The following is a 23,701-nucleotide window of genomic DNA, read 5'->3' as shown; positions in this document are numbered from 1 at the left end:
GGAGGGTGTTGGCCTTTGAAGATAGATAGCGAAAAACGGGACAGACGTCAGGACCCCGCCAGTCTCTGTTTTTGCTTCTTGGCTTTTCACAGCGCTCAGCGTGCAGCGTATTTTGAAAGCGGATCTTCAGGTCGCAAACACCCGCCCCGCTCAAATTGGGATTGTAGATCAAGAGCATATAGTCAGGTTCATTTGCTAATGATGACAATTCTGGAAGTAAGAAGCGAGATGATCAAACTCCAAAGAAGATGATGTGTTGAATGATAAGTTGCTCAAGCGGGGGGCTAAAGAATAAGAGTGTAGATATTCGCATAGTCAAGTCTATTTGATAGTGATGACTGATTCTGGAACTAGGAAGCAAAATGATTCGGCATCAAAGAGATGATGCGGGTAATGATGAGCTCTCGAGAGGGGCGCCGATGGTTTCATCGCCGACGGGATGTTTCTAACCGGTCTTCTCAGAGAACGGCGACCTGTGACGGACAGCGTGGTCTTCAGCGAACAGCTTGTTCTCTCAAGCATTGAGCGACTCTTATCGAAGGACGGTTAAATACTGCGTGCAGCGACTCTTTCGAAGGGCGGTTGACAGGCCTTTTGACATGACTGAATCTATAGCAGAATAGGTAGTGAATATACACTCGAGAGGAAAAAAGCAGGGGCAAGATGTTTGATCAAGTTCAGCCTGACCTGGCGTTGCGTTTAATCTTGATCTTCGGACCTCTAACTTTTCACCTCTAAATTGATTATGATCTGATCCAAAGACGCCCTTTTCCACCGAAGATATCTGGCTTAAGCTTGTGATAATGGCTCCATAGTAACGGGTTGTGTTATCGATAATAAGAATAGCAACGCGATATGTTCTTCAAATTGGAGGTCAGTAAATGAAGGTGCTTGGTCTCGTTGTGGAATACAATCCCTTTCATAATGGCCATTTTTATCATCTTTCACATTCGAAAGAGATTGTGAACCCGGATGTCACCGTTGCGGTGATGAGCGGCAATTTTGTTCAGCGAGGAGAGCCTGCAATTGTCGAGAAGTTTGCAAGGGCAAAAGCTGCTCTAGAGCAAGGTGTCGACCTGGTTCTCGAATTGCCGGTAGTGTACTCCTTGCAGGACGCCGGAGGGTTCGCAACGGGATCAATATGGACGCTTGACCATGTGGGAGTAACAGATGTCGTTTTCGGGAGCGAGACAGACGATATAGACCTCATGAAGGCCGTGTCCAAAGTTCTGATCAAAGAACCCGAACACTATCAAGATCTTTTGAAGAGACATCTTAAGACAGGTCATTCATTTCCTAATGCCAGAAAGTATGCTCTGAGAGACTTCATACATACTGAAAATGCGGCTCTTTCACACCGAATTGAAGAGATAGGTTCATCCAACAACATCCTGGGTGTGGAATACTTGAGAGCGATTCAAGAGATAAAGAGCAAGATGATTCCCTACTCAATAAGGAGAGTCGGAGCTTCTTATACTGATGAAGAGCATCGTGGAGAATTCTCTTCCGCAACGGCAATCAGAAGGCTGATTCAAAATGGCAATATCGAGACCGCTTCTCAAACAATGCCAAAGGAATCCCTTGATATAATCCTTCGGGAAATCAGGTGCGGAAGAGGTCCCGTCTTCAAAGAAGATGTTGAATCCTTTTTTATTTCCTTCTTCAGGCTCTTATCAAGAGAGGATTATTGCCGATATTATGGGTTCGTCGAAGGTCTAGACGCGAGGTTTCAAGTATGTTCCATAGAAGGTAGTCTTGAAGGGTTTCTGCACTGCGTCAAATCGAAGCGGTTCACCTTATCTAGAATCAGACGGCTTATGTACTATCCCATCTTCAAGTTCACCGATGACCTAATAAGAAGAAGCAACGAACTCGGCCCTCAATACATTCGGATACTGGGCTTCAATGAAAAGGGAAGAACTCATCTTTCGAACATCAAGCACTCAACGAACATCCCATTCATAACCACTGCTTCTTTATGGAGAAAAGTAGTAGACAAATCTCTCAAAGATGAAATGAAGATAGATGTTGACTTGCTTGAGGCACAGCTGAAGAGGGATTTCACAGCCGTAAGATTTTACTCAAGTCTCTACAAGTATCCCGAAAGCAGAGCAAGAGGCTCTGATCTATTATCACAAATTGTTTACTACAGACAGGAGCGGTAGCCAATGCTAATCCGGGTCGCGATCTCAAATTCGCCTCTATACGATACATACACTTACGAAACTGATGAACCTGTAAAGCCTGGTGAGAGGGTCGAAGTGAATTTCGCCGGGCGAAATGCCATAGGTTATGTAGTATCGCTGGAAGAAAAAAGAGGACCCTTCAAGATCAAGAGTGTGAACAAGAAAGTCGATGATCGTTCCTTTCTTTCACAAGTGGATCTCGAACTCGCAAAGTTTGTAATGAGAGAGTATCTGGCACCCCCAGGCAAAGTATTCGATTTGTTCTTTCCGCCGGGCAAGCTGCTTTCAATCGATGATTACGTTGTTGCCTTTTCAGACGAGCTTGGATTTCCACCTACTCAAAAGGATAAATTCATCAAGGAGTTTGGCGAAGACTATCTCAAAAAACTTCTCGCCTCCAGAAAAGTGAAGATCATGCATAGCTTTGACCGGAAGACTCCGAAGAAGCGAAAGACAAAGCGAGTGTCGCTTGCAAAGAAGACAGGGATTCTAGAAGAGGAGCTCACGCCGCTATGGCAGATCGTAGTTGATTATCTGCTTTCAGTCGAATCGGAAGAGATAACCGAGCTGGAAAAGAAACTCAAGCTCAGAAGTCGAAGTCCGATCGATACGTTGATCTCAAAAGGAATTCTTTTGGTAGAGGAAATTGAGGAAGACGACTCCCACTGGGTAATTCCTGCCGTCGATGAGCTAAGTGTCAGCCAGAAAGAGGTATACAGAGAGATAATGGAAAGCGACTCAAAGTCCTTTCTTCTCCACGGGTTGACAGGCACCGGAAAGACAGAGGTTTACTTCAAGGTTATGGAATACTGGCTAAATAGAGGCCGGCAAATACTGTATCTTGTCCCCGAAGTGTCGTTGACTCCGCAACTCCTCGCAAGGATCAGGGGAGCCTTTCCGGGAAGAGATGTTAGACAGTACCACAGTTACATGACCCGAGCACAGCGCCAGATGATCTGGCTCGATTCAGTTGAAGGGAATGTAGACATCCTGGTTGGTACGAGGAGCTCGCTTTGGGTACCAATGAAGAATACAGGTCTAATAATCGTAGACGAGGAGCATGACTCGAGTTTCTATCAGCAGAGTGTGCCTTTCTACGACGGGGTTCAGGTTGCAATCCGCAAAGCAGAACTGGGGAACATACCTGTGATTCTAGGATCTGCGACTCCAAGAGTTGATCACTACCATCTTACCGAATCAGGCAGGGTTTCCTTATTATCTCTTACCGAAAGACCTGTCGGCTCATTCCCAACGATTAGAGTAATCGACATGAGAGATGAGAAAAATCCCATAATAAGCAAACAAGCACTTGAAGAGATAAAGCGGACTGTCTCGGAAGGAAAACAGGTATTCGTTTTTGTGCATAGGAAAGGTTATTCAAATTACGTCGTTTGCTACACATGTGGAAAGACTATCACCTGTCCTCACTGCTCGGTATCCATGACTTTTCACAGAAACGATAATTTGCTTAAGTGCCATTACTGCGGTCACAGGAGCGCGATCCCAAAAGTCTGCCCAGAATGCGGATCTATGACTCTCTCTGCAAGGGGCTTTGGAACGGAGAGAGTGGAACACGATCTTCAAAAGTTCTTTCCGTCCACGAAAATCATGAGGATGGATAGAGAGACGATCGACAACCCGATTGCGTATGAAAAGGCCTTGCTTGAGATCTCCAGAAAAAACTGCCAGGTAATTGTTGGAACAAAGATGATTACGAAGGGTCTTGACTTTCCGGATGTTGAGATGGTTCTTATCGTCGATGCGGACAGGCTGATGAGCTTCCCCAGTTATGACAGTTCCGAGACCGCCTTTCAGCATATCGCGCAGGTTAGTGGGCGCTCAGGCCGGGCAAGTGTAGGAAAAGCGTTCATTCAAACTTTCAATCCAAACAACAGAATTATGAGAGCAGCCTGTGAAAGAGACTACGAGTCCTTCTATGAAGGCGAAATCACACTTCGAAAGAAACTGAACAACCCGCCATTCAGTAGAATCGCCGAGATTGTCTGTTATGGAAATTCAGAGGATGAAAGCGGAGAACTGGCAGAATGGGTTTTAAAAGAGATACAAGAGTCAGGAGTCAGTTCTCTAGAAGTCTTCGGACCCCTCGCTCCTCTTCTCTCCAAGCTGAAGAATTCTTATAGAATGAAATTAGTGGTGAAGATGCCTATAGATGGAAGCTATGGGTTCCTAGAAAAGATTCAGAAGAAACATCCCGCCGATATCCAGATAATCATCAACGGCATCGGCGGAATGGTATAGATCATAAACCTCTCTTCAGTTCTCCAGGGAAGAAACAGGACACGAAATGCCCTCCACCTACGTCCTGAAGCTTGGGTTCTTCCTTTGAGCAAACGTCCTTCGCTATCGGACATCTCGGATGGAATCTACAGCCAGAGGGTGGATTCATTGGGCTGGGAACGTCCCCTTCGAGAAGTATTCTTTGTTTCTTCTTTTCAGGGTTAGCCTCGGGAATTGCAGACATCAAAGAGACCGTGTACGGATGGAGAGGGTTATCGAATAATTTCTTCTTGTCTGATAGCTCGGCTATCTTTCCGAGGTACATAACGGCAACGCGCTTGCTTACATGCTTCACGACTCCAAGATCGTGTGCAATAAACAGGTATGTAAGTCCGAACTCCTTTTGAAGATCACTTAGAAGATTTAGAATCTGGGCTTGAATCGAAACGTCAAGCGCGGAGACGGCCTCGTCGCATACAATAAGCTTTGGATTCAGAATTAGCGCTCTGGCAACTCCTATCCTCTGTCGCTGCCCGCCGCTGAACTCATGAGGGAACCTCGACATATGATCCTTTGACAGACCGACTTTTGTCATAATATCGGCGACTTTGTCCAGAACGTCACGGCCAGTTGCAAGACCATGAATTCTTGCTCCCTCGCCGATTATGTTCTTAACCCTCATTCTTGGATTAAGCGAAGAAAAGGGATCCTGGAAGATAATCTGAGCATCTCTTCTAAAAGCCTTCCTCTTCTCTTCTCTATTTCCCAGAAGACTCTTGATGAACTCACTCCTGTCTTCATTGAATTCTTTGAAATACTTCTCAGCCATACTCTTATCGAACTCATCTTCAATAGAGTTAAGGGCGCCCTCAACCGTCCCTGCCTTTGCTTTCAAATCGACGAATTTATCAATATACGTACTTTTCAGGTACTTTCTTGCCTTCAAAGCCGGCATGAAGAAATGCGTCGTATCTTCGTCTCCAACGATTATTCTTCCCGAGGTCGGCTCATATAATCTTAGAACAGTCATCCCGGCAGTTGTCTTTCCACAACCTGACTCTCCGACTAGCCCAAGTGTCTCCTTCTCATATACATTGAAACTGACGTCATCCACGGCCTTCACCTGATCAACAACTCTTCTGAAGACTCCTGCTTTTACTGGGAAATATTTTATTAGTCTGTCTGATCTGAGAAGCAGTTTGCTTTCGCTGGATTTACTCATGCAGTCTCACCTGCCCTAGATACCTTGATAGTTTCAATAAGCTTATCGATATGCCAGCAGGCAGCAGTGTGTTCGTTTTCTATCTCTACCAGTGGCGGCTCTTCCTTTCGGCACTTATCGGTAGCGAGAGGGCATCTCGTATTGAACCTGCATCCGTCCGGGAAATCAAGAGGGTCAGGAACGACACCGGGAATGTTATAGAGAACCTCTTTATCTTCATCCAGCTTGGGAATCGCATTCATTAGCCCCCAGGTGTATGGATGCCTTGGATTTTTGAATAGGGTATGAACGTCGGCATATTCAACAACCTTTCCGGCGTACATCACTACGACTCTCTGGGCCATCTCGGCAATGACTCCCAGGTCATGAGTAATCATTACTAGAGCCATACCATACTGATCCTGAAGAGACTTCATGAGCTCAAGTATCTGCGCCTGAATAGTCACGTCAAGAGCAGTCGTGGGCTCATCTGCGAAAAGCAGTTTGGGATTACAGGATAGAGACATCGCTATCATAGCTCTTTGGCGCATCCCTCCAGAGAGTTCGTGGGGATATTCATCGATCCGCTTTTCAGGTTCGGGAATTCCAACCTTCTTAAGCATATCTATTGCCATTTTCCGGGCCTTCTTTTCGTCAACATCCTGATGAAGCAAGATAGCTTCCATTATCTGGAATCCTATCGTGAAAACCGGATTCAGAGCCGTCATGGGTTCCTGAAAAATCATAGCCATATCGTTTCCCCTGATCTTCATCATCTTGGATTCCGGAATCGCCATTACATCTTGGTCGTCGAAGATTATCTTACCGCCTGCAATTTCCCCCTTCTCATCAAGAAGTCTCATTATCGAAAGAGAGGTGACACTCTTTCCGCAACCAGATTCGCCGACGATTCCAAGCGTCTCTCCGGGAAAGACCTCGAACGTCACTCCATCGACGGCTTTCACGATTCCATCCTCTGTGTGAAAATAGGTTCTCAAATCTTCAACCTGCAACAGTGCTTTCTTCTTATCCATGACTCAAACCTCCTTAGCTTCTCATTCTCGGGTCGAAGATATCTCTAAGCGCATCTCCGACAAGGTTCCATGCAAGAACGAAGAGCACCATGGCAGTACCGGGGAAGACAATTGCAAACCATGACTGGTCAAGCATCGTCATCCAGTTCCTTGAATAGGAAAGTATCGTTCCCCAGTCGGCATAACCCGGTTCTGCCCCAACTCCTAGGAAGCTCAATCCTGCTGCAGTAATAACATAAGAACCTATTCTCATTGACATCTGAACGACAACCGGAAAGATCGTGTTTGGAAGGATATGCTTGATAATAATCTTCCAATCCTTCTGTCCAAGAGCTTTTGCTGCGAGCACATATTGCTCTTCTCTCGCTTGAAGGATATTTCCCCTAATAAGACGCGCTGTGCTCATCCAACCGAAGATGATCAGAGCAATAATTACTTTGTCCAACCCCTTGCCCAGAATCGTTGTCATAACCATTGCAGCAACCAGGAAGGGAATCGACAAGAATATATCCGTTATCCTCATGAGGATTTCGTCGACCCATCCTCCGAAGTACGCAGAGATCGAACCAACAATCACACCGATGAGGGCAGAGAAACTGGTAATGATCAAACCCAGTCTGAAAGCCGTTCGTGTTCCCCAGATTACACCGTAGAAAACATCTCTCCCACCGATAACCCCAAACGGGTGTTCGGCCGAAGGAGCTATCGGTTTCGACGACCACGAAACTCTGGGGATCTGGTAGTTATTGCCCATTTCATTAACACCAGCAATCTGAGGGGCAAAGATCGCTATGATTATGAAGAAGATCAGCAGACAAGTACCAAGAACTGCCGTTCCGTTTGTCCAATATTTCTTCATGATCTTTCTGAATTCACTCTTTCTCTTTGCAGGCATCAATAGCTTCCCCCTCACTCTAGCCTTATTCTCGGGTCAACAAGGGCGTAAGAGACATCAACAACCAGATTGCCAACAACCATAATAAATGAGAAGAACAGAGCTCCGCCAATTATTGACCAGTAATCCAAGAGGCTCGCAGCATCCGCAAGGAATCTGCCCATTCCTACTCTGGAGAAAATTGTTTCAACAAAGACTGTTCCTCCAAGCAAGCCCATTACTGATCCTCCGGCAACAGTAATAACAGGGATCATGGCGTTTCTCTTTGCATGCTTTCTAATTACTATTCTCTCAGGAACGCCTTTTGCTCTCGCCGTTCGTATATAGTCCTTCCTGAGAACTTCGAGCATACTTGAACGAGTAATTCTGAGCAAATAAGCCCACCAAAGATAAGCAAGAGTCAGAACAGGGAGAATAATGTGTCTCAGTGCATCGATAAATATATCAAGTCTGCCGTTAAGAAGCGCATCTATTGTTGGCATGCTGGTTATGGTCTTCCATTCTGCGGTCCTCATGACCAAGTCAAATTGAGTGCTGACCATCCCGGGTGGAAACCAGCCAAGAATTGAGTAAAAGACAAGCAGGAGTAAAAGCCCAAAAACAAAATCAGGAAGAGACCAACCCACAAGCGCGAAGACCCTTATGAATTGATCTAAGAATTTGTTCTGATTAACCGCAGAAATCACTCCCAACCATATTGCAACAAGAATTACGGGAATAATCGCGTAAATCGTCAATTCAAGAGTATATGGGAAACGTTCTAGCATTGATGGGAGTACTCCTTTTTTCCCAACCATGGAGTATCCAAAATCCCCTTGAAGGATGTTTCCCAGCCATTTGAAGTACTGGACAGGCATAGGTTCATCAAGACCGTATTTCTTGATCAGTCTCTCTGCTGCATCTGGTGTCTTCAATGCTTCAGGACTCTTTACGTATGAGGCAAGAAGCCTGTCTGGTCCAAGGGCCCAGATCATAGAAAAAATAATCAGAGTAACACCTAGCATTATCAATGGCAGAAGAAGGAGCCTTCTGATTATATAAGCAGTCACCTGAGTATCACCCCTCTTTCATCAAGACAAAGAAGTACTCTATTATAATTCATGTTTCCGTTCAAAAAAAGAGCCGGGTAATAAAACCCCGGCTCTCTTCGGGATATATCAATTACTGCTTCTTCGAAAGCTGGTAGTAGTAGAATCCAGATCTTACTAGATGAGGATGCCACCCTTCAACCCAAGGTGCTCTCACATTGAGACCCGTGGGCATGTAAAGCGGAATTCCAAGAGCTGCCTCAATGGCCTTCTCTTGAACATCTCTGTAGAGAGCAAATCGTTCATCATTGTCAACCGACGCTGCGGCCTTGCTTATATTTGCATCCACATTTTCGGCTGCCCATTCCTGGAATGGTACTCCCTGTCTTGATGCATAAACTCCGTAGCTTGCGTAGTAAGTAGCAATGAAATTGTGTGGGTCAGGATAATCAGCGAGCCAGCCAATTGTGAACAACGGAAGGAATCCATTCCTCTGGGCCGCAAGGTAAGTTGGCCACTGCACGCCCAAGGTTTCAACCTTGAATTTCGGGTTGATCATGTTCACGAAGTAAGCGAGCATCTCAGCGATTGTCTGTCTTTCATCGTTGCCGGTGTTGTATAGGATCTGGATCTTAAAACCTTTTTCCCATACTTCTCCGCCCCAGGCCTTCTTGAATTCTTCGGCGGCCTTTGCGAGATTGAACTCTGGAAGCGGAAGCGTTTCGTCATATCCGAGGAATCCCTGCGGAAGATCACTTGGAACAAGGACCCCATTCCCATTTAGTACTTCATCAACAAACGTAGCTCCATCATAACAGAAAGCAAATCCTCTTCTAACGTGAATATCGGAGAAGAAATCTCTCGGAACTCCGTTTCCATCAAGCTTTCCGCTGCCTAGATACTCGCTACCTTCAGCAACTAGCCAGTTAAAGTGAAGGGAAGTGATGCTTGCAGTCGGATAACCTTTAGTTACAACGGCTTTCCCCTCTGCGGCAAGAGCTTCTGCCTGATCAAGGTAAGAAGAACCGAAGTAACAGATGTCGGCATCCCCAGCTTCAAAGATTGCCTTCCTTGTGGAGAACTCATCGATTCCCCAAATAACGACTGTCTTAAGCTTTGCGGGGCCTGCCCAGTAGTCGTCAAATCTCTCAAGAATGACCTTTTGCTGCGCAGTGTCCCACTCAACAAGCTTGAACGGTCCACTACCTGCTGCTGCCGCATGGTATGGGCTTTCCTGTGGCTCGAGATCGTGCCATTTCCACCAGCCGTCTGCTTTACCGTCCCATGCGCCATTCTCAATTCCCCACTTGGAGTCCACAATGGCTCCCCAAGACCCGAAGTGGGCTATTGTACTCATAAATGGTCCCCAAGCAGAATCAAGAGTGAAAACGATGTTGTTCCCATCAACAGCAACTCTTGGGCTTACAACTTCTTCATAGAAGGAAATCAGCTTCTGTTTTGCTTCTTCGGAGGTTGCATTCTTTTCTGCATCTACAGCCTCTGAATAAGGCATTCCTGCGTAGTCCTCGAACCATCCTTCGACGCTTGCAAACTTTCCGCCTGTGAGCGCTTCAATGATCATCCACTGCGGACCACCTGACGGGTCACCAAGAATATACCTGTCAAATGAATACTTGACGTCCTCAGGAGTAAGAATATTCCCTGTGTGGAACTTGACGCCTTCTCTAATCGGGAATATAAACTTGAGCGCTCCAGCCTCTTCTACTACAAGACCATTTTCTACTGATGGAACCGCTGTCGAAATCATTGGCAGAAATTCCGTGACAGACTCACCATCATACTGAATCAAGTTATCATATAGATTCAATATTGCCTCACCACTTGCCGTATCGTAAGAGTGAAGAGGATCAAGAGTCTCCGGCATTCCAATAGTGAGATTCACAAATGTCTCTGGGTCGCTTGCAAACGCAGTAAACGCTAAGAAAAGCATAGTAAGTGTTACCAGCAAAATCTTTTTCACTAATGTTGCCCCCTTTCAAAATAGAGATGAGTGTGATAGTACAATTATAATCTATGGAGCCTATAAATTCAAAATGCCGTTAACCTGCACGTATTATTTCGTAATCCAAATCAACTTCACGGCTTATCGTTGTATTGACAACGCTCTTAAGACGATGGTAGAATCAATCTTGTTCGGGTGCGTAGCTCAGTGGAAGAGCGCTTCCTTGACGAGGAAGAGGCCGTAGGTTCAATCCCTACCGCACCCACCAGGGGAGAGAGATTGTCTCTCCCTATATTTTTTCCAAAGTCTTAAGTATCAACTTACTTATATCGCTTTCTGCTCTCTTAGCCATTTCAAGGACTTCCTCGGCTGTAAGAGGCTTCAAATCGTCCGGAACGGCTCTGTCCGATATCGCAGAAAGGCCGAGCACCCTGATACCTGCGTGACGTGCTACTATAACTTCCGGTACGGTCGACATGCCGACAGAATCCGCACCGAATCGTCTCAGCATTCTGAGTTCCGCAGGAGTCTCAAAATTCGGACCTGCCACACCTACATAAACTCCTTCATAGACACCTATACCAAGCTCTTTGGCAGAAATTAGCGCCTTGTCCAACAGATCTTTGTCTATCGGCTCACTCATGTCCGGGAAGCGTGGACCCCATTCATCGACATTTTGACCTATAAGAGGATTGTCGCCCATGAAGTTGATGATGTCTTTTATCAGCATGACTCTCCCCACCTCGAAATCAGGGTTCAGACCGCCCGAAGCATTGGTGATCAGAAGTACTTCTACACCCAGTTCTTGCATTATCCTTATTGGAAAAGTCACAGTTTTCATGGAGTAACCTTCGTAAAAATGAAAACGTCCATTCATAAGCATCACATTGTGGTGGAGGGCATTCCCGAAAGTTAGCTCGCCCTTATGACCGGGAGCAGTTGACAACGGGAAGCCGGGAATCTCATCGTAAGGAATTGATACTGCGTTCTCAAGGCTATTAGAAACATCTCCAAGCCCACTGCCAAGAATCACTGCAACTTTTGGCTTCAGCTCAACTTCCTTTTCAATGAAACGAGCAGCTCTCTTTACGTTTTCAACATATTCCCTGAGCTCTTCTTGAAGTACAGAAATACTCATGCTCGTCCTCCTTATAAGTCATATACTTTATTATATCAAAACGTCAAACAGCTTGCAGGAACTATGCTATAATCTCACTGAATTAGTCCTGATTAGCTGAATTTCGAGAGGAGAGATCTGATGAGGTTTTCACGGCTTTATGCTCCAACATTAAGAGATGCTCCGGCCGATGCCGACCTAGTAAGTATTAGACTTCTTGTCAGAGGTGGATTTGTCAGAAAAGTTGCTGCCGGTATCTATTCATTCCTTCCGCTTGGTCTCCGGGTTCTTAAGAAGATTGAAGAGATCGTTCGTCAAGAGATGAATGCAATCGGTTCTCAAGAGATTCTGATGCCAATCATACAGCCGGCAGAATTATGGCACGAGACGGGCAGATGGGACGACTATGGCCCCGAAATGATGAGAATGCAGGACAGGCACGAGAGGTTCTTCACGCTAGGACCAACTCACGAAGAAATCATCACTCATTTGCTTAGAAATGAACTCAAGTCGTACAAGCAGCTCCCTGTTTCACTCTATCAAATCGCGATGAAGTATAGAGATGAAATTCGCCCGAGATTCGGCCTCATGAGATCAAGAGAGTTCCTGATGAAGGATGCCTACAGTTTTCACGATTCATGGACTTCTCTTGACGAAACATATAGACAGTTTTATGGAGCGTATAGCAAGATCTTGGAGAGAATAGGACTCGAATTTCTAGTTGTTGAAGCCGATTCGGGCGCAATTGGAGGTAACGAGTCTCATGAGTTCAACGTTCTCGCGGACTACGGAGAATCGACTCTGCTATATTGCGACTGCGGTTATGCGGCCTCCGACGAAAAGGCCGAATACCTTTTCGAAGAGGAATCTCAGGAGAGAACGATCTCAGAGCTGCAGCTGGTACCAACTCCAAACTCGAGAACCGTCGATGAAGTGGCGGAGTGTCTTAGTGTAACTCCAAAGGAAATCGTCAAATCCCTTATATATAAAGGTAGAAAGGGCTATTATATGGCTTTGATTCGCGGAAACGAAGAGTTCAACGAATCGAAACTTAGGGCTTCTCTTGAGGATCAAACGCTAGTAATGGCAACGCCACAGGAAGTGATGGACCTGCTGGGTGTACCGATAGGATTTGTAGGCCCAATAGGGCTTAACAAGAACATTACAATAATCGCGGACAAAACAATTAAAGGACTGAAGAATGCCGTTTGTGGGGCTCTGAAGGAAGGGTACCATTACCATGGAGTTCTTCCCGGCCGTGATTTCGAGATAGACTCCTGGCATGATTTGAAAATGGTGACAGAGGGAGATCCGTGTCCTAAGTGCGGAATCCCTATGAAGTCCGTGAAAGGCATAGAGGTGGGACACATCTTCAAGCTTGGAACCAAGTATTCGGAGAAAATGAACGGATATGTTACCGATGATCAGGGTAATAGTATTCATTATATTATGGGCTGTTATGGGTGGGGAGTCTCGCGAACAATAAGTGCTGTAGTTGAACAGTTGCACGATGAAAACGGAATAATCTGGCCTCTGTCTGTCACTCCATTTGAAATCATAATAACTGCCGTAAATGCTAAGGATCCTGATGTCTTGAAGAAATCTGAGGAAATATATGGGCTTCTAATTAAGGAGGGCTACGATGTTCTCCTTGACGACAGAGAGATTTCTCCTGGAATGAAGTTCAAGGATGCCGATCTTATTGGGATTCCCATTAGAGTGACTCTGGGAAAGAAACTTCAACAGGGCATTGTTGAAATCAAAGCCAGAACTAAAAAGAAACCGCTAGAAGTCAGCATCCAGGAAGGATTCGACCTTCTTCTCGAGGAAATAAGGAAAGAGTTGTCAGTGTATAAACCAGTTAGCATATTGGGGAACGAATGATGGGTATCTTTTCTGAATTAAAGGATAGCCTAAAGAAAACAAGGGAAAGTTTCTTCAAGAGAGTGAAGAAGCTCCTCTCTCTCGAAACGCTTGATGCAGATGCTATTGAAGAAATAGAAGAGCTTCTTATACTATCAGATATGGGCTCTGAAACTGTTGAAGAGGTAATTGAAGCTCTGAGAGAGAGAACCGAGAAAGGTAGAGAGCCCGTAGAGGTACTGAAGGAAGTGCTGATAGAAATTCTTGACATACCATTTGAAGTTCCACAGGCAAAACCGTACGTGGTCTCTGTGGTAGGTGTAAACGGCACAGGAAAGACCACGACAATAGGAAAGCTTTCGAAGCTTTACTCCGGAAAAGGAAACAAAGTTGTACTCGCAGCTTGCGATACGTTCAGAGCTGCTGCGGTTGAACAGCTGAGAATCTGGAGTGAGAGGGCGAATGTTGATTTCATCAGCCAGGGTCAAGGAGCAGACCCAGCTGCGGTTGCTTTCGATGCGATAAGTCATGCGGTGAGCAAAGGGAAAGATATCGTCATAATCGACACTGCGGGGAGATTGCATACTCGAAGCAATCTGATGGAAGAACTGAGGAAAGTGCATAGAGTGATCGGAAAGGCATCACCCGGAGCTCCGAGTGAAGTTTTGCTTGTTCTGGATGCTACTACTGGACAGAATGGCCTGGTGCAAGCAAAGAAGTTCAAAGAGGCAGTCGACGTTACCGGAATTGTGCTAACTAAACTCGATGGCACGGCAAAGGGAGGAATAATCTTTGCAATCGTCAAGGAACTCGGAATACCGGTGAGATACATAGGCGTCGGAGAGAGAGAAGACGACTTGAAGCCTTTCGACAGCAGGGAATTTGTGAACGCTCTTCTATCTTCCGGGGAAGAGAGTTAAGAGGAGGTTTGAAATGGGTTTTACGCTGAAGAGCAGTTATGCACTGAGAGCGCTTTATAAGATGGCGAAGTCGGCCCGCGAAGGAAAGGAAAAGCTCTCGCTTATGGAGATCGTTCAGGGTAATGAGATCCCAAGAGACTTCTTGGAGAAGATCTTCGGAGAGTTGAGACAGGCGGGAATAATAAAGGCAGTAAGAGGCAGATACGGAGGATACTGTTTGGCAAGACCGGCCAATGAGATTCTTCTGAGAGACGTGATACTCAAACTCGACCGACCAATGAACTCGTATGCCTGTCTTCAGCAGAACGGCAAGTGCCTTGAAGATCCCGACTGCACCGTAAAGTATGTATGGTTTAAATTATATAACGCAATGATGAGGGAATTGGGTTCCATGACGCTTGAAAATCTTCTTATTTACGGCGACAAGATTAGCGAGACTCCCCCGGCGTCCTATAAAATATCTGAGAACCCTGAGTAGCAGACTATGAAAGGAGGGGCGCCTGTCTCCAAATGACCGGAGTGACTTGGCGCTATTTGAAGATGAAAGCCGTCTATCCAGGTTCTTTCGATCCAATAACGTATGGACACATTGATTTAGTCGAAAGGTGTACCGAAATCTTCGACGAAGTTGTTGTACTGGTTATGGAAAACGTTAACAAGAGACACTTCTTCAATCATGAAGAAAGAATTGGGATGGTTAGAAGGGGAGTGTCTCATCTAAGAAACGTTACGATAACAACTCACAGCGGTCTACTCGTTGATTTTGCCAGAGAAAATGATGTTAAGGTAGTCATTCGTGGTCTTAGGGCTGTGTCTGACTTTGAGTTAGAACTTCAGATGGCCCACGCGAACAAAGCAATGCTTCCTGAACTTGAAACCCTCTTTCTCATGACTGAGACCACAAACTCCTTCATATCTTCGTCCATGGTGAGGGAGATTGCGGCGTTCGGGGGAGATATTTCAAAATGGGTTCCGCCCTGCGTACGAGAAGAGTTCAGAAAGAAACTCGAAAGATGACTTAACATCGCGGAAATTAATGTCGGCTCAACTGAGTTATAATTTTCCTTGGAGTTTTAGTGGAGGAGGACTTAAAAGATGGCAAATATTACCAGTGATATGGTAAAAAAGCTCCGTGATGCCACTCAAGCAGGCATGATGGATTGCAAGAGAGCATTAGTCGAAACAGATGGTGATTTCGACCAGGCAAAGGACTATCTGAGAAAGAAGGGTATACTCAAGGCAGATAAGGTGTCGGGAAGAGAGACGGCCGAGGGACTCGTTTACTCTTATATTCATCACAATGGCAAGCTCGGCGTGCTACTTGAGCTAAACTGCGTAACAGACTTTGTGGCAAGAATGGAAGAATTCAAAGAACTCGCGCATAAGATCTCTCTCCAGCTTGCAGCAATGGGAGCCAGATTCATCTCCCGAGAACACGTGCCTCAAGAAGTCATTGATAAAGAAAAGGAAATATATGCAGAGCAGATGAAAGAAAGCGGAAAGCCCGCCAAAATTGTTGAAAGAATTGTTGAGAGCAAGCTTGAGAGTTTCTACAAAGACAACTGTCTTCTCGAACAGGAGTACGTATTTGAAAGCGGGAAAACGATAAATGATCTTCTTATTGAGCTTATTGCGAAGACCGGAGAGAACATCAAGGTCAGCAGATTCGTCCGCTGGCAAGTCGGAGAGTCAGAAAACTGAGTTAGGAAGGTGAGCCCGGTGCTCACCTTTTTTATTGGAGGTGCTTATGTATAGGAGAGTACTCTTGAAACTCAGCGGCGAGGTCTTGAGCGGAGAAGGTGCGAGAGGATTTGATTCAGACAGAACTGCATTTCTTATCGAAGAGCTCCGACCTGTAGTTGAAAAGGGGATTCAGCTCGCGATAGTTATCGGAGCAGGCAATATTATAAGGGGTCGCGAGCTTTCCAAAATGAGAAGCTCGAGAGCCGACGAACTGGGGATTCTTGGCACAATAATGAATTCACTCTACCTGAAGGAATCTCTCTGCATGAATGGGTTTGAAGCGATTGCGATTTCTTCGGTTGCAGGAATTCCGTCTCTTATCGAGCACAGGTACGATACAATAGAAGATGCCCTTAGCACGGGAAAGATTGTTGTATTTGGCGGGGGCACATACCTTCCGTTCTTCACAACTGACACGGCCGCGGCAGTAAGGGCGGTGGAAATTGGAGCAGACGTTCTCATTAAAGGCACAAAGGTTGACGGAGTGTATGATAAGGACCCGAAAACCAATGAAGAAGCCAGAAGAATTGAGAGAACAACATTTTCCGAGGCGATCAAGAGCAGATTTGAAATCATGGATATAGAAGCCTTTTCGATTTGTCAAAGGTACGGCCTGCCAGTCAGAGTAATCGATTTCTTTACCAAGGGCAATCTATTCGATGCTATAATTGGCGGGAAAACAGGTACGGTAGTTTTACCTGATTAGTGGAGGTGGAAAATGTACGCTCAGATTGTAGATCTAATAGCGAGAGAGGTTCTGGACTCACGGGGAACACCTACGGTTGAAGCCGAAGTTTGGTTGGATGACGGCGGTCATGGAAGAGCAATCGTCCCTTCGGGAGCGTCAACAGGCAAGTTTGAGGCCCTTGAGCTCAGAGATGGGGATAAGAAGAGATTCCTCGGGAAGGGAACCCTCAAGGCAGTTGAGAATATTAACGAAGTGATAGCTCCAGAGATTGTCGGTATGAATGCACTTGACCAGATCACCGTGGATGCTGCTCTTCTTGAGCTTGACGGAACAGAAAACAAGGACAAGCTGGGGGCCAATGCGATACTTGCAGTATCAATGGCCGTTGCCAGAGCCGCTGCCGACAGCATAGATACTCCGCTTTATAAGTATCTTGGTGGCGTCAATGCCAAAGCGCTTCCTATTCCTTTCATGAATATTGTGAATGGCGGCAAACACGCCGACAACAACCTTGATATACAGGAGTTCATGATAGTTCCTGCAGGATTCAGTCGTTTCAAGGATGCCCTCAGAGCGGGAGTAGAGATTTTCCATAATCTAAAGAAGCTCTTGAAGGATGGCGGGCACTCAACTGCAGTAGGTGATGAAGGCGGTTTTGCTCCGAGTTTTGAGAACAACGAAGCTGCACTGAAGTACATCATCAATGCAATAGACGCGGCGGGATACAAGGCTGGGGAAGAAGTGATGATCGCTCTCGACAGTGCAGCCAACGAATTCTACAATGAAGATAAGGGCCTATACAATATCGATGGAAAGGAGTTCACTCCTGACCAGCTAATAGAATACTATTCAGATCTGACAAAGAGATATCCAATAATCTCTTTGGAAGATCCATTTGCAGAAGAAGACTGGCAGAGCTTTGCCAAATTGACTGAAATGATTGGTGATAAAGTCCAAATAATCGGAGACGATCTCTTCGTGACCAATATCAAGAGGCTCGAAAGAGGCGTCAAGGAGAAATCCTCCAATTCGATCCTCATTAAGTTGAATCAGATCGGATCCGTTACTGAGACTCTAAACACAATAGAGTATGCGCAAAAGCACGGGATGACTTGCGTGATTTCCCACAGATCGGGAGAGACTGAGGATACATTCATAGCTCACCTCTCAGTCGCCGCCAATACAGGAATGATAAAGACAGGTTCCGCATCAAGAACTGACAGAATCGCGAAGTATAACGAGCTTCTGAGAATCGAAGAAGAACTTGGAGAACAGGCAGAGTTCAGAGGAAGGAAATCCTTCTATAATCTTTAATTGGTAATCATTGTAGCGCGGGGCCTGTAAGGTTCCGCGTTTTCATTGGAGGAAGAGCGATGCTTCTAGACATCATTGGTCCGGCAATTGTCGGGCCGTCGAGCTCCCATACCGCCGGAATGGCAAGGTTAGGCAGGGCTTTTCGGTCACTCTTTGCCAAAACGCCTAACGAAGTGAGATTTGTTCTAAACTCACCACTGTTCGCAACTTTCAGGGGTCATGGTTCTGACAGAGCTCTAGTCGGCGGAATTATGGGGATCAAGGAATCTGATCCCTTGCTGAGAGACTCCTTCCAAATAGCGAAAGACAAGGGCATTTATTTCACTTTCGAAGAAGAAGATATGGGCGACTTGCATCCAAACACGGTTAAGATCAATGGGAGTTCCGGAGAATTCTTCTTGTCAGTTACAGGAGCATCGGTGGGCGGCGGTTCAATCAAAATCACAGCGATAGATGATTTCGACACCGACGTTACTGGAAAGTATCCCTCGCTGGTGATATTAAATGCGGATATTCCCGGGGCTCTTTCTCAAATCGTTGGGGAGATTTCTTCGAGCGATATGAACATCAGCAATCTCTTTCTTTCAAGAGTTGACCCGTTCAGGCACGAGGCTCTTTGCGTAGTGGAACTGGATAATGAACCCGATGAGTATCTGCTTATTGCAATAAAAGGGCTTGAAGTCGTGAAGAAAGTATCCTATCTCGAAAGGCTGGATTCGCTGGTATGATAATGAAGTTTGAAGACCTTGTGAAAACTGCAAGAGACTCGAAGACACCGCTTCATAAAGTCGTCTCTAACTGGTACATGATGAATACTGGAAATGATCCAAAATTTGCCGAAGATACTGCAAAAGAACTGGTCGGAGAGATGATGAATTCTTACCGCAGCAGGCTGGAAAAGCCCGAGAAATCTCTTACTGGATGGGTCGGAGATAACGATGAAAAGGCGAGAAATCACAGTCCTGAGTTTCTCAGTTCGCTGGTCTATTCAGGAGTTGGAATTGCCCTCTCGACGTCTGAGCACAATGCAAGCATGGGAAAAATTGTTGCATGCCCTACTGCGGGTGCCTGCGGTGTTGTTCCGGGAGCCCTCCTTTCTCTTCACATAAATCGAAATATTGACCTCGAAACCCTTGGAAACGCATTGTTGGTTTCTGGAGCGGTTGGTGAGAGAATAAGGAAAAAGGCGTCGATTTCCGGTGCTGTGTCCGGCTGCCAGGCAGAAATTGGGACCGCCACGGCGATGGCTTCCGTTGCCATAGTCTATGCTACTCATCCCGAAGAATACACTGCGCTTGAGAATGCCCCGGCGCTCGCACTGAAGTCCCTTATGGGACTTGTATGCGATCCCGTTGGAGGTTTCGTTGAGATCCCTTGCGTAAAAAGGAATGCATTTGGGGTATCCATCGCATTCACAGCGGCAGAGCTGGCGCTTGCTGGAATTAAGTCGGCTATTCCCTTTGAAGAAGTCGCCGACTCTCTAGGAAGAGTAGGAAGAAGATTGCCTGAAGAGCTCAAGGAAACTGCAAGAGGCGGGATTGCAATCACTCCGACTGCAAAAAAGATGGTAGCGGACTTCTTAGGTGGAGTTGACAAGAAGGTCTGATCGGTTTAGAATTACCTTGCCCTATTCTCGGTTTGAGGCATAGCCCATTCTTGGATAGAGGATTACATTGGGAGGCAGATACATGGAAGTTAACAAGCAAGAACTAGTTAAGGAATATCAGATTCACGACAACGACTCGGGTTCGACCGAAGTACAGATTGCAATATTGACTGCAAGAATCAGGCATCTTACCGAGCATCTTAAGAAGCATCCAAAGGATTTTCATACCAGAAGAGGACTTCTAAAGCTTGTCGGAAGACGAAGAAAGATGTTGAGATACATAAAGACCAAGAAGCCTGAAGTATATCTTGAACTGATAAGCAAACTCGGGCTGAGAGGTTGATAGAGTAGAAATCGCCGGGAGCGGGATACCGCTCCTTTTTTGCGTGGATTTCACACAGCTGATATAATTGGTTATTTGATGAATTGAAAAAAGAGGTGTTATTGTGAGTTACAAGAGATGGGAAAGGGAATTCTTCGGCCAGAAACTCGTTATAGAAAACGGGAAGATGGCTAAGCAGGCGGACGGTGCCGTTGTTTTGAGATATGCCGATTCAGTCTTGCTTACTACAGTAAATGGAAATGAGAAGGCAATGCCCGGAACTGACTTTTTACCACTAACTGTTGAATATCAGGAGAAGTTCTATGCCGCCGGAAAGATTCCGGGGGGGTTTCTAAAAAGAGAGAGTAGACCTAGCGACAACGCGGTTCTCTCTGCGCGGATAATTGACAGACCTATCAGGCCTCTCTTCCCCGATGGAATGAGAAACGAGATCCAAGTTATCATAACCGTTCTCTCGGCCGATCCGGATAATCCTCCCGACATTTGGGGAATAACGGCCTCTTCACTGGCACTGAATATTTCGCCTATTCCCTTCGAAGGAATCGTTGCGGGAGTTCAGGTAGGCTACATTGATGGAAAATACGTTATCTTCCCCTCCGCGGAAGAGCTTGACAGATCAGAACTCGATATAGTAGTTGCGGGAACCGAGAACGCAGTCGCGATGGTTGAAGGAGAGGCAAAAGAGGTCTCCGAAGAAGTTATGGTTGGAGCTTTGGAAGCTGCTCATGAAGCGATTAAGTCTCTTGTGGCCTTCCAGAAGGAAATCATAAGCGAGTTCGCAATAGAAAAGTGGGAAGCAGAAATCCCTGTCGCTCCCGAGGGCTTCCTCGAACCATTCAATGCAATGGTAGACAGAGATAAGCTTGCTGAGATTATGCTGACTCAAGGCAAGAAAAACAAAGATAAAGCTCTCAAAGCATATAGAGACGAGCTGATCGAGCTCTTCACTGAGAAGGCAAAGGAAACTTGGTCAGAAGAAGAGATCGAAGCGAATACTGGTTTTGTAAAAGATCTCTTTCACGACATAGAGAAAGAAGTTATGCGAAAGAGAGTAATCGAAGACGATGTGAGGATGGATGGAAGAAGGCACGACGAGATTCGCCCGATCAACATCGAACTGGACCTTCTCCCCAGAGCCCACGGATCCGCTCTCTTTACGCGAGGAGAGACTCAGAGTCTTGGCATAGTAACTCTTGGTGCGACAATGGATGAACAGATCGTCGATACAATGTTTGAGGAAGGTTCAAAATCATTTATGCTCCACTACAACTTCCCTCCGTTCAGTACTGGGGAAGTCAAGAGGCTTCGCGGCCCCGGCCGGAGAGAAATAGGACATGGTCATCTGGCGGAGAGATCCCTCAAGAACATCGTTCCCAAAGGTGAATCTTTCCCCTACACAATTAGGGTTGTCTCTGAAGTTCTTGAATCGAATGGCTCCTCTTCGATGGCCACGGTATGTTCTGGATCACTGGCATTGATGGCTGCAGGAGTTCCAATGGAAAAGCATGTTGCGGGAGTGGCAATGGGTATGATTCAGGAACCGGAGAAAACCGTCGTTCTCACCGATATTCTTGGAAATGAAGATCACATGGGTGACATGGATTTCAAGGTGACAGGCACACGCGACGGAATCACAGCCTTCCAGATGGACGTCAAGGTCTCGGGAGTATCCAGCGAAATAATGACAAAGGCACTAGACCAGGCGAGACTTGCGAGGTTGAAGATTCTTGACCTTATGAATGAAGCTATCTCAGAACCGAGAAAATTCGTCTCTGACTATGCTCCGATTATCAGAACAATCAACCTCCCATATGAGAAGATCGGAGAGATAATCGGACCTGGAGGAAAGGTAATAAAGAAACTCTCTAGCGAGTATGACTCGACTATCTTCATAGATGACGAAAAGTCCCAGGCGAAAATCGTCGGAAGCAATAGAGAGAAGCTTGACCAGCTTGAGAAGGTCATTGACGCGATAATATCTGAAGTCAAACCCGGACAACTCTTTACGGGAAAGATTACCAGAGCAGAAGCCTACGGGTTCTTTGTAGAGCTTGCACCGGGAAAGACCGGTCTTCTTCATATTTCGAAGATGGGCGCTAACGGAAAGGACTTCTTGAAAGAGCACAAAGTTGGAGACACTATTCCGGTTGAGATTGCAGGGACTGATCAAATGGGCAAGATAAGTCTGAAACTCGAAGGTGTAGAGGTTACCGAAGATAAGCGTAGAGACAACAGAAGACCTAGTCCCAGAAACGACCGAAATCGAGGAGATCGAAACAGAAAGTAGGAAGTTGATGAATAATCACTATCTTGAACTGCCAAATGGTGCAGTTATTATTGGAGAGCGAAAGGAAGAGACGAGAACCGTCTCAATGGCTTTCGCAATGAAGGTAGGCTCCGCTGATGAGGAAGACTCCATCAGCGGTGTTTCTCATTTTATTGAACACGCTCTCTTCAAGGGAACTCATAGAAGAAACGCTTTTGAGATAAAGGAGCCAATCGAAAGAATCGGAGGCAGTCTCAACGCATACACCGGAAGAGTCTCTACAGTATATTATGCGAAAGTCCCAGATACATGCGCTTCTGAAGCGTTGGAAATTCTCTTTGATTTGATCACTTCGCCTCGCTTCGATGAAGCTGCTCTTGATCTTGAGAGAGGAGTTATTCTGGAGGAGATCGCCTCGGCAGAAGATGACCCCTACGACAGGATATACGACATGACTATAGAAAAAGTCTGGGATAGGGATTTTGGCAGGCCGATCCTTGGTTATCAAGAAACGATAGAAGGGCTGGAGAGGAGCAAAGTCTCCAACTTCTACGGCCAAAACTATGTGGCTAACAACGCGATCTTCGCAGTCTCAGGTAATTACGGCGATGAGTTGCTGCGAAATGCGGAAGATAAACTTCTCTCTATGAAGAGCAACGGACATACATCTCCAGCGAAATCTCCGGTGATTGCCGACGAGCCTCTCTGGATTGTCGAAAGAAGGAAGGACCTTCAGCAGGTTCACATTTTGCTGACGAGGGATGCCCCCGGCAGGAAAAACAGAGCGGATTTTGATGCGTTCAAGGTTTTCAACACTCTCTTTGGCAGTGGCATGAGTTCCATACTCTTTCACAACATTAGAGAAGAACTGGGAATGGTGTACAATATTAGTTCGGAGTTTGTTTCTTACTCTGATTCTGGAGCCATTATGATAAATGCCACCACAAGTCCGAAGAACCTCGATAATCTTGTAAGCTCATTGAAAAAGGAAATGGATAGGCTGATCGTCCATGGAGCAACGGAAGCACAGTTCAACTACGGAAAAGAAAGGGCGAGGGGCAAACTCCTGATGTCCACGGAAGGAACGCTCCTGACTCTCAGCAGATTCCTGGATGATGTAGTGATTTGCGGAAAGCCTGATTCTCTAGAAGACTTGATTGCGCGGATAGACCGTCTCACGATCGATGACGTAAATGCTTCGATCAAGAAGCACATTTCCGGCAGATGGAATGTGTCCCTCCTTCTCCCCGAAAAAAAGCTGCAGTCGACATTCCTTTCAGAAGAAAGCTTTGAAAT

20 protein-coding genes and 1 tRNA gene are annotated in these 23,701 nt (G+C 46.0%); 15 read left to right on the top strand and 6 right to left on the bottom strand.

Annotated elements, in window-relative coordinates; translation table 11 throughout:
- Window positions 1-881: 881 nt before the first annotated feature.
- Together B3157_RS00745 and priA are read left to right on the top strand one after the other, a co-directional pair.
- Window positions 882-2,165: a nucleotidyltransferase gene (locus B3157_RS00745; protein WP_292588071.1), complete on the top strand. Its 1,284-nt coding sequence runs from the start codon at window positions 882-884 to the stop codon at window positions 2,163-2,165.
- 3 nt (window positions 2,166-2,168) lie between these two features.
- Window positions 2,169-4,445 (top strand): replication restart helicase PriA, encoded by a 2,277-nt coding sequence (priA, locus tag B3157_RS00740; RefSeq protein WP_292588069.1) that lies wholly within the window; start codon window positions 2,169-2,171, stop codon window positions 4,443-4,445.
- Between the two features lies 1 nt (window position 4,446).
- Here the strand turns inward: priA and B3157_RS00735 are convergent, their stop codons facing one another.
- From B3157_RS00735 to B3157_RS00715, 5 genes are all read right to left on the bottom strand, one after another.
- Complete coding sequence (locus tag B3157_RS00735) at window positions 4,447-5,646, bottom strand: ABC transporter ATP-binding protein (RefSeq protein ID WP_292588067.1); 1,200 nt, start codon at window positions 5,644-5,646, stop codon at window positions 4,447-4,449.
- Window positions 5,643-6,659 carry an ABC transporter ATP-binding protein gene (locus B3157_RS00730; RefSeq protein ID WP_214078627.1) on the bottom strand — a complete coding sequence of 339 codons (1,017 nt, stop codon included), beginning with the start codon at window positions 6,657-6,659 and terminating at the stop codon, window positions 5,643-5,645. Before B3157_RS00730 ends, B3157_RS00735 begins: the two co-directional genes overlap by 4 nt.
- A gap of 13 nt (window positions 6,660-6,672) precedes the next feature.
- Window positions 6,673-7,554, bottom strand: a complete 882-nt coding sequence (locus B3157_RS00725; protein ID WP_292588063.1) for an ABC transporter permease — start codon at window positions 7,552-7,554, stop codon at window positions 6,673-6,675.
- Window positions 7,555-7,568: 14 nt separating this feature from the next.
- Window positions 7,569-8,603 carry an ABC transporter permease gene (locus B3157_RS00720; protein ID WP_213918043.1) on the bottom strand — a complete coding sequence of 345 codons (1,035 nt, stop codon included), beginning with the start codon at window positions 8,601-8,603 and terminating at the stop codon, window positions 7,569-7,571.
- Window positions 8,604-8,715: 112 nt separating this feature from the next.
- Window positions 8,716-10,563, bottom strand: a complete 1,848-nt coding sequence (locus B3157_RS00715) for an ABC transporter substrate-binding protein (RefSeq protein WP_292588060.1) — start codon at window positions 10,561-10,563, stop codon at window positions 8,716-8,718.
- A gap of 175 nt (window positions 10,564-10,738) precedes the next feature.
- Between B3157_RS00715 and B3157_RS00710 the strand changes: the two genes are divergently transcribed.
- Window positions 10,739-10,813: transfer RNA gene (locus B3157_RS00710), tRNA-Val, on the top strand.
- Window positions 10,814-10,834: 21 nt separating this feature from the next.
- Here the strand turns inward: B3157_RS00710 and B3157_RS00705 are convergent.
- Window positions 10,835-11,683 (bottom strand): purine-nucleoside phosphorylase, encoded by an 849-nt coding sequence (locus tag B3157_RS00705; protein ID WP_103133803.1) that lies wholly within the window; start codon window positions 11,681-11,683, stop codon window positions 10,835-10,837.
- A gap of 120 nt (window positions 11,684-11,803) precedes the next feature.
- On the opposite strand from B3157_RS00705, the gene B3157_RS00700 reads away from it, so the two are divergent.
- From B3157_RS00700 to B3157_RS00645, 12 genes are all read left to right on the top strand, one after another.
- A complete protein-coding gene (locus B3157_RS00700; protein ID WP_292588056.1) occupies window positions 11,804-13,546 on the top strand; it encodes a proline--tRNA ligase in 1,743 nt (580 codons plus the stop codon).
- Window positions 13,546-14,445, top strand: coding sequence for a signal recognition particle-docking protein FtsY (gene ftsY / locus B3157_RS00695; RefSeq protein ID WP_349680349.1), 900 nt, complete (start codon window positions 13,546-13,548; stop codon window positions 14,443-14,445). Before B3157_RS00700 ends, ftsY begins: the two co-directional genes overlap by 1 nt.
- A gap of 13 nt (window positions 14,446-14,458) precedes the next feature.
- A complete protein-coding gene (locus B3157_RS00690) occupies window positions 14,459-14,923 on the top strand; it encodes an RrF2 family transcriptional regulator (RefSeq protein WP_292588052.1) in 465 nt (154 codons plus the stop codon).
- 62 nt (window positions 14,924-14,985) lie between these two features.
- A complete protein-coding gene (coaD, locus tag B3157_RS00685; RefSeq protein ID WP_349680348.1) occupies window positions 14,986-15,462 on the top strand; it encodes a pantetheine-phosphate adenylyltransferase in 477 nt (158 codons plus the stop codon).
- A gap of 78 nt (window positions 15,463-15,540) precedes the next feature.
- Window positions 15,541-16,146, top strand: a complete 606-nt coding sequence (gene tsf, locus B3157_RS00680) for a translation elongation factor Ts (protein ID WP_292588048.1) — start codon at window positions 15,541-15,543, stop codon at window positions 16,144-16,146.
- A 46-nt stretch (window positions 16,147-16,192) separates the two neighbouring features.
- A complete protein-coding gene (locus B3157_RS00675) occupies window positions 16,193-16,894 on the top strand; it encodes a uridine monophosphate kinase (RefSeq protein WP_103133798.1) in 702 nt (233 codons plus the stop codon).
- A gap of 12 nt (window positions 16,895-16,906) precedes the next feature.
- Window positions 16,907-18,190 (top strand): phosphopyruvate hydratase, encoded by a 1,284-nt coding sequence (eno, locus tag B3157_RS00670; protein WP_292588044.1) that lies wholly within the window; start codon window positions 16,907-16,909, stop codon window positions 18,188-18,190.
- Between the two features lie 59 nt (window positions 18,191-18,249).
- Complete coding sequence (gene sdaAB / locus B3157_RS00665; RefSeq protein ID WP_292588042.1) at window positions 18,250-18,918, top strand: L-serine ammonia-lyase, iron-sulfur-dependent subunit beta; 669 nt, start codon at window positions 18,250-18,252, stop codon at window positions 18,916-18,918.
- Between the two features lie 2 nt (window positions 18,919-18,920).
- Entirely contained in the window at window positions 18,921-19,796 is an 876-nt protein-coding gene (locus B3157_RS00660) for an L-serine ammonia-lyase, iron-sulfur-dependent, subunit beta (RefSeq protein WP_292588040.1), read from the top strand.
- A gap of 82 nt (window positions 19,797-19,878) precedes the next feature.
- Window positions 19,879-20,139 (top strand): 30S ribosomal protein S15, encoded by a 261-nt coding sequence (rpsO, locus tag B3157_RS00655; protein WP_214061315.1) that lies wholly within the window; start codon window positions 19,879-19,881, stop codon window positions 20,137-20,139.
- Window positions 20,140-20,242: 103 nt separating this feature from the next.
- The gene (locus B3157_RS00650; protein ID WP_292588037.1) at window positions 20,243-22,426 is read left to right on the top strand and encodes a polyribonucleotide nucleotidyltransferase; all 2,184 of its coding nucleotides are present in this window, start codon (window positions 20,243-20,245) and stop codon (window positions 22,424-22,426) included.
- Between the two features lie 7 nt (window positions 22,427-22,433).
- Window positions 22,434-23,701: M16 family metallopeptidase (locus B3157_RS00645; protein ID WP_292588035.1), on the top strand; the 1,268-nt coding region annotated here is incomplete at its 3' end.

Source organism: Mesotoga sp. UBA5557 (assembly GCF_002425715.1).
GTDB lineage: Bacteria > Thermotogota > Thermotogae > Petrotogales > Kosmotogaceae > Mesotoga.
The sequence above is the reverse complement of the archived record's forward strand: the minus strand, read 5'-3'. Positions and strand labels throughout refer to the sequence as shown.

What these genes read in the sequence shown, in the direction of transcription:
- B3157_RS00745 (WP_292588071.1), top strand. Translation starts at nt 882, where the DNA reads ATGAAGGTGCTTGGTCTCGTTGTGGAATACAATCCCTTTCATAATGGC.
- priA (WP_292588069.1), top strand. Translation starts at nt 2,169, where the DNA reads ATGCTAATCCGGGTCGCGATCTCAAATTCGCCTCTATACGATACATAC.
- B3157_RS00735 (WP_292588067.1), bottom strand. Translation starts at nt 5,646, where the DNA reads ATGAGTAAATCCAGCGAAAGCAAACTGCTTCTCAGATCAGACAGACTA.
- B3157_RS00730 (WP_214078627.1), bottom strand. Translation starts at nt 6,659, where the DNA reads ATGGATAAGAAGAAAGCACTGTTGCAGGTTGAAGATTTGAGAACCTAT.
- B3157_RS00725 (WP_292588063.1), bottom strand. Translation starts at nt 7,554, where the DNA reads ATGCCTGCAAAGAGAAAGAGTGAATTCAGAAAGATCATGAAGAAATAT.
- B3157_RS00705 (WP_103133803.1), bottom strand. Translation starts at nt 11,683, where the DNA reads ATGAGTATTTCTGTACTTCAAGAAGAGCTCAGGGAATATGTTGAAAAC.
- B3157_RS00700 (WP_292588056.1), top strand. Translation starts at nt 11,804, where the DNA reads ATGAGGTTTTCACGGCTTTATGCTCCAACATTAAGAGATGCTCCGGCC.
- ftsY (WP_349680349.1), top strand. Translation starts at nt 13,546, where the DNA reads ATGGGTATCTTTTCTGAATTAAAGGATAGCCTAAAGAAAACAAGGGAA.
- B3157_RS00690 (WP_292588052.1), top strand. Translation starts at nt 14,459, where the DNA reads ATGGGTTTTACGCTGAAGAGCAGTTATGCACTGAGAGCGCTTTATAAG.
- coaD (WP_349680348.1), top strand. Translation starts at nt 14,986, where the DNA reads ATGAAAGCCGTCTATCCAGGTTCTTTCGATCCAATAACGTATGGACAC.
- tsf (WP_292588048.1), top strand. Translation starts at nt 15,541, where the DNA reads ATGGCAAATATTACCAGTGATATGGTAAAAAAGCTCCGTGATGCCACT.
- B3157_RS00675 (WP_103133798.1), top strand. Translation starts at nt 16,193, where the DNA reads ATGTATAGGAGAGTACTCTTGAAACTCAGCGGCGAGGTCTTGAGCGGA.
- eno (WP_292588044.1), top strand. Translation starts at nt 16,907, where the DNA reads ATGTACGCTCAGATTGTAGATCTAATAGCGAGAGAGGTTCTGGACTCA.
- sdaAB (WP_292588042.1), top strand. Translation starts at nt 18,250, where the DNA reads ATGCTTCTAGACATCATTGGTCCGGCAATTGTCGGGCCGTCGAGCTCC.
- B3157_RS00660 (WP_292588040.1), top strand. Translation starts at nt 18,921, where the DNA reads ATGAAGTTTGAAGACCTTGTGAAAACTGCAAGAGACTCGAAGACACCG.
- rpsO (WP_214061315.1), top strand. Translation starts at nt 19,879, where the DNA reads ATGGAAGTTAACAAGCAAGAACTAGTTAAGGAATATCAGATTCACGAC.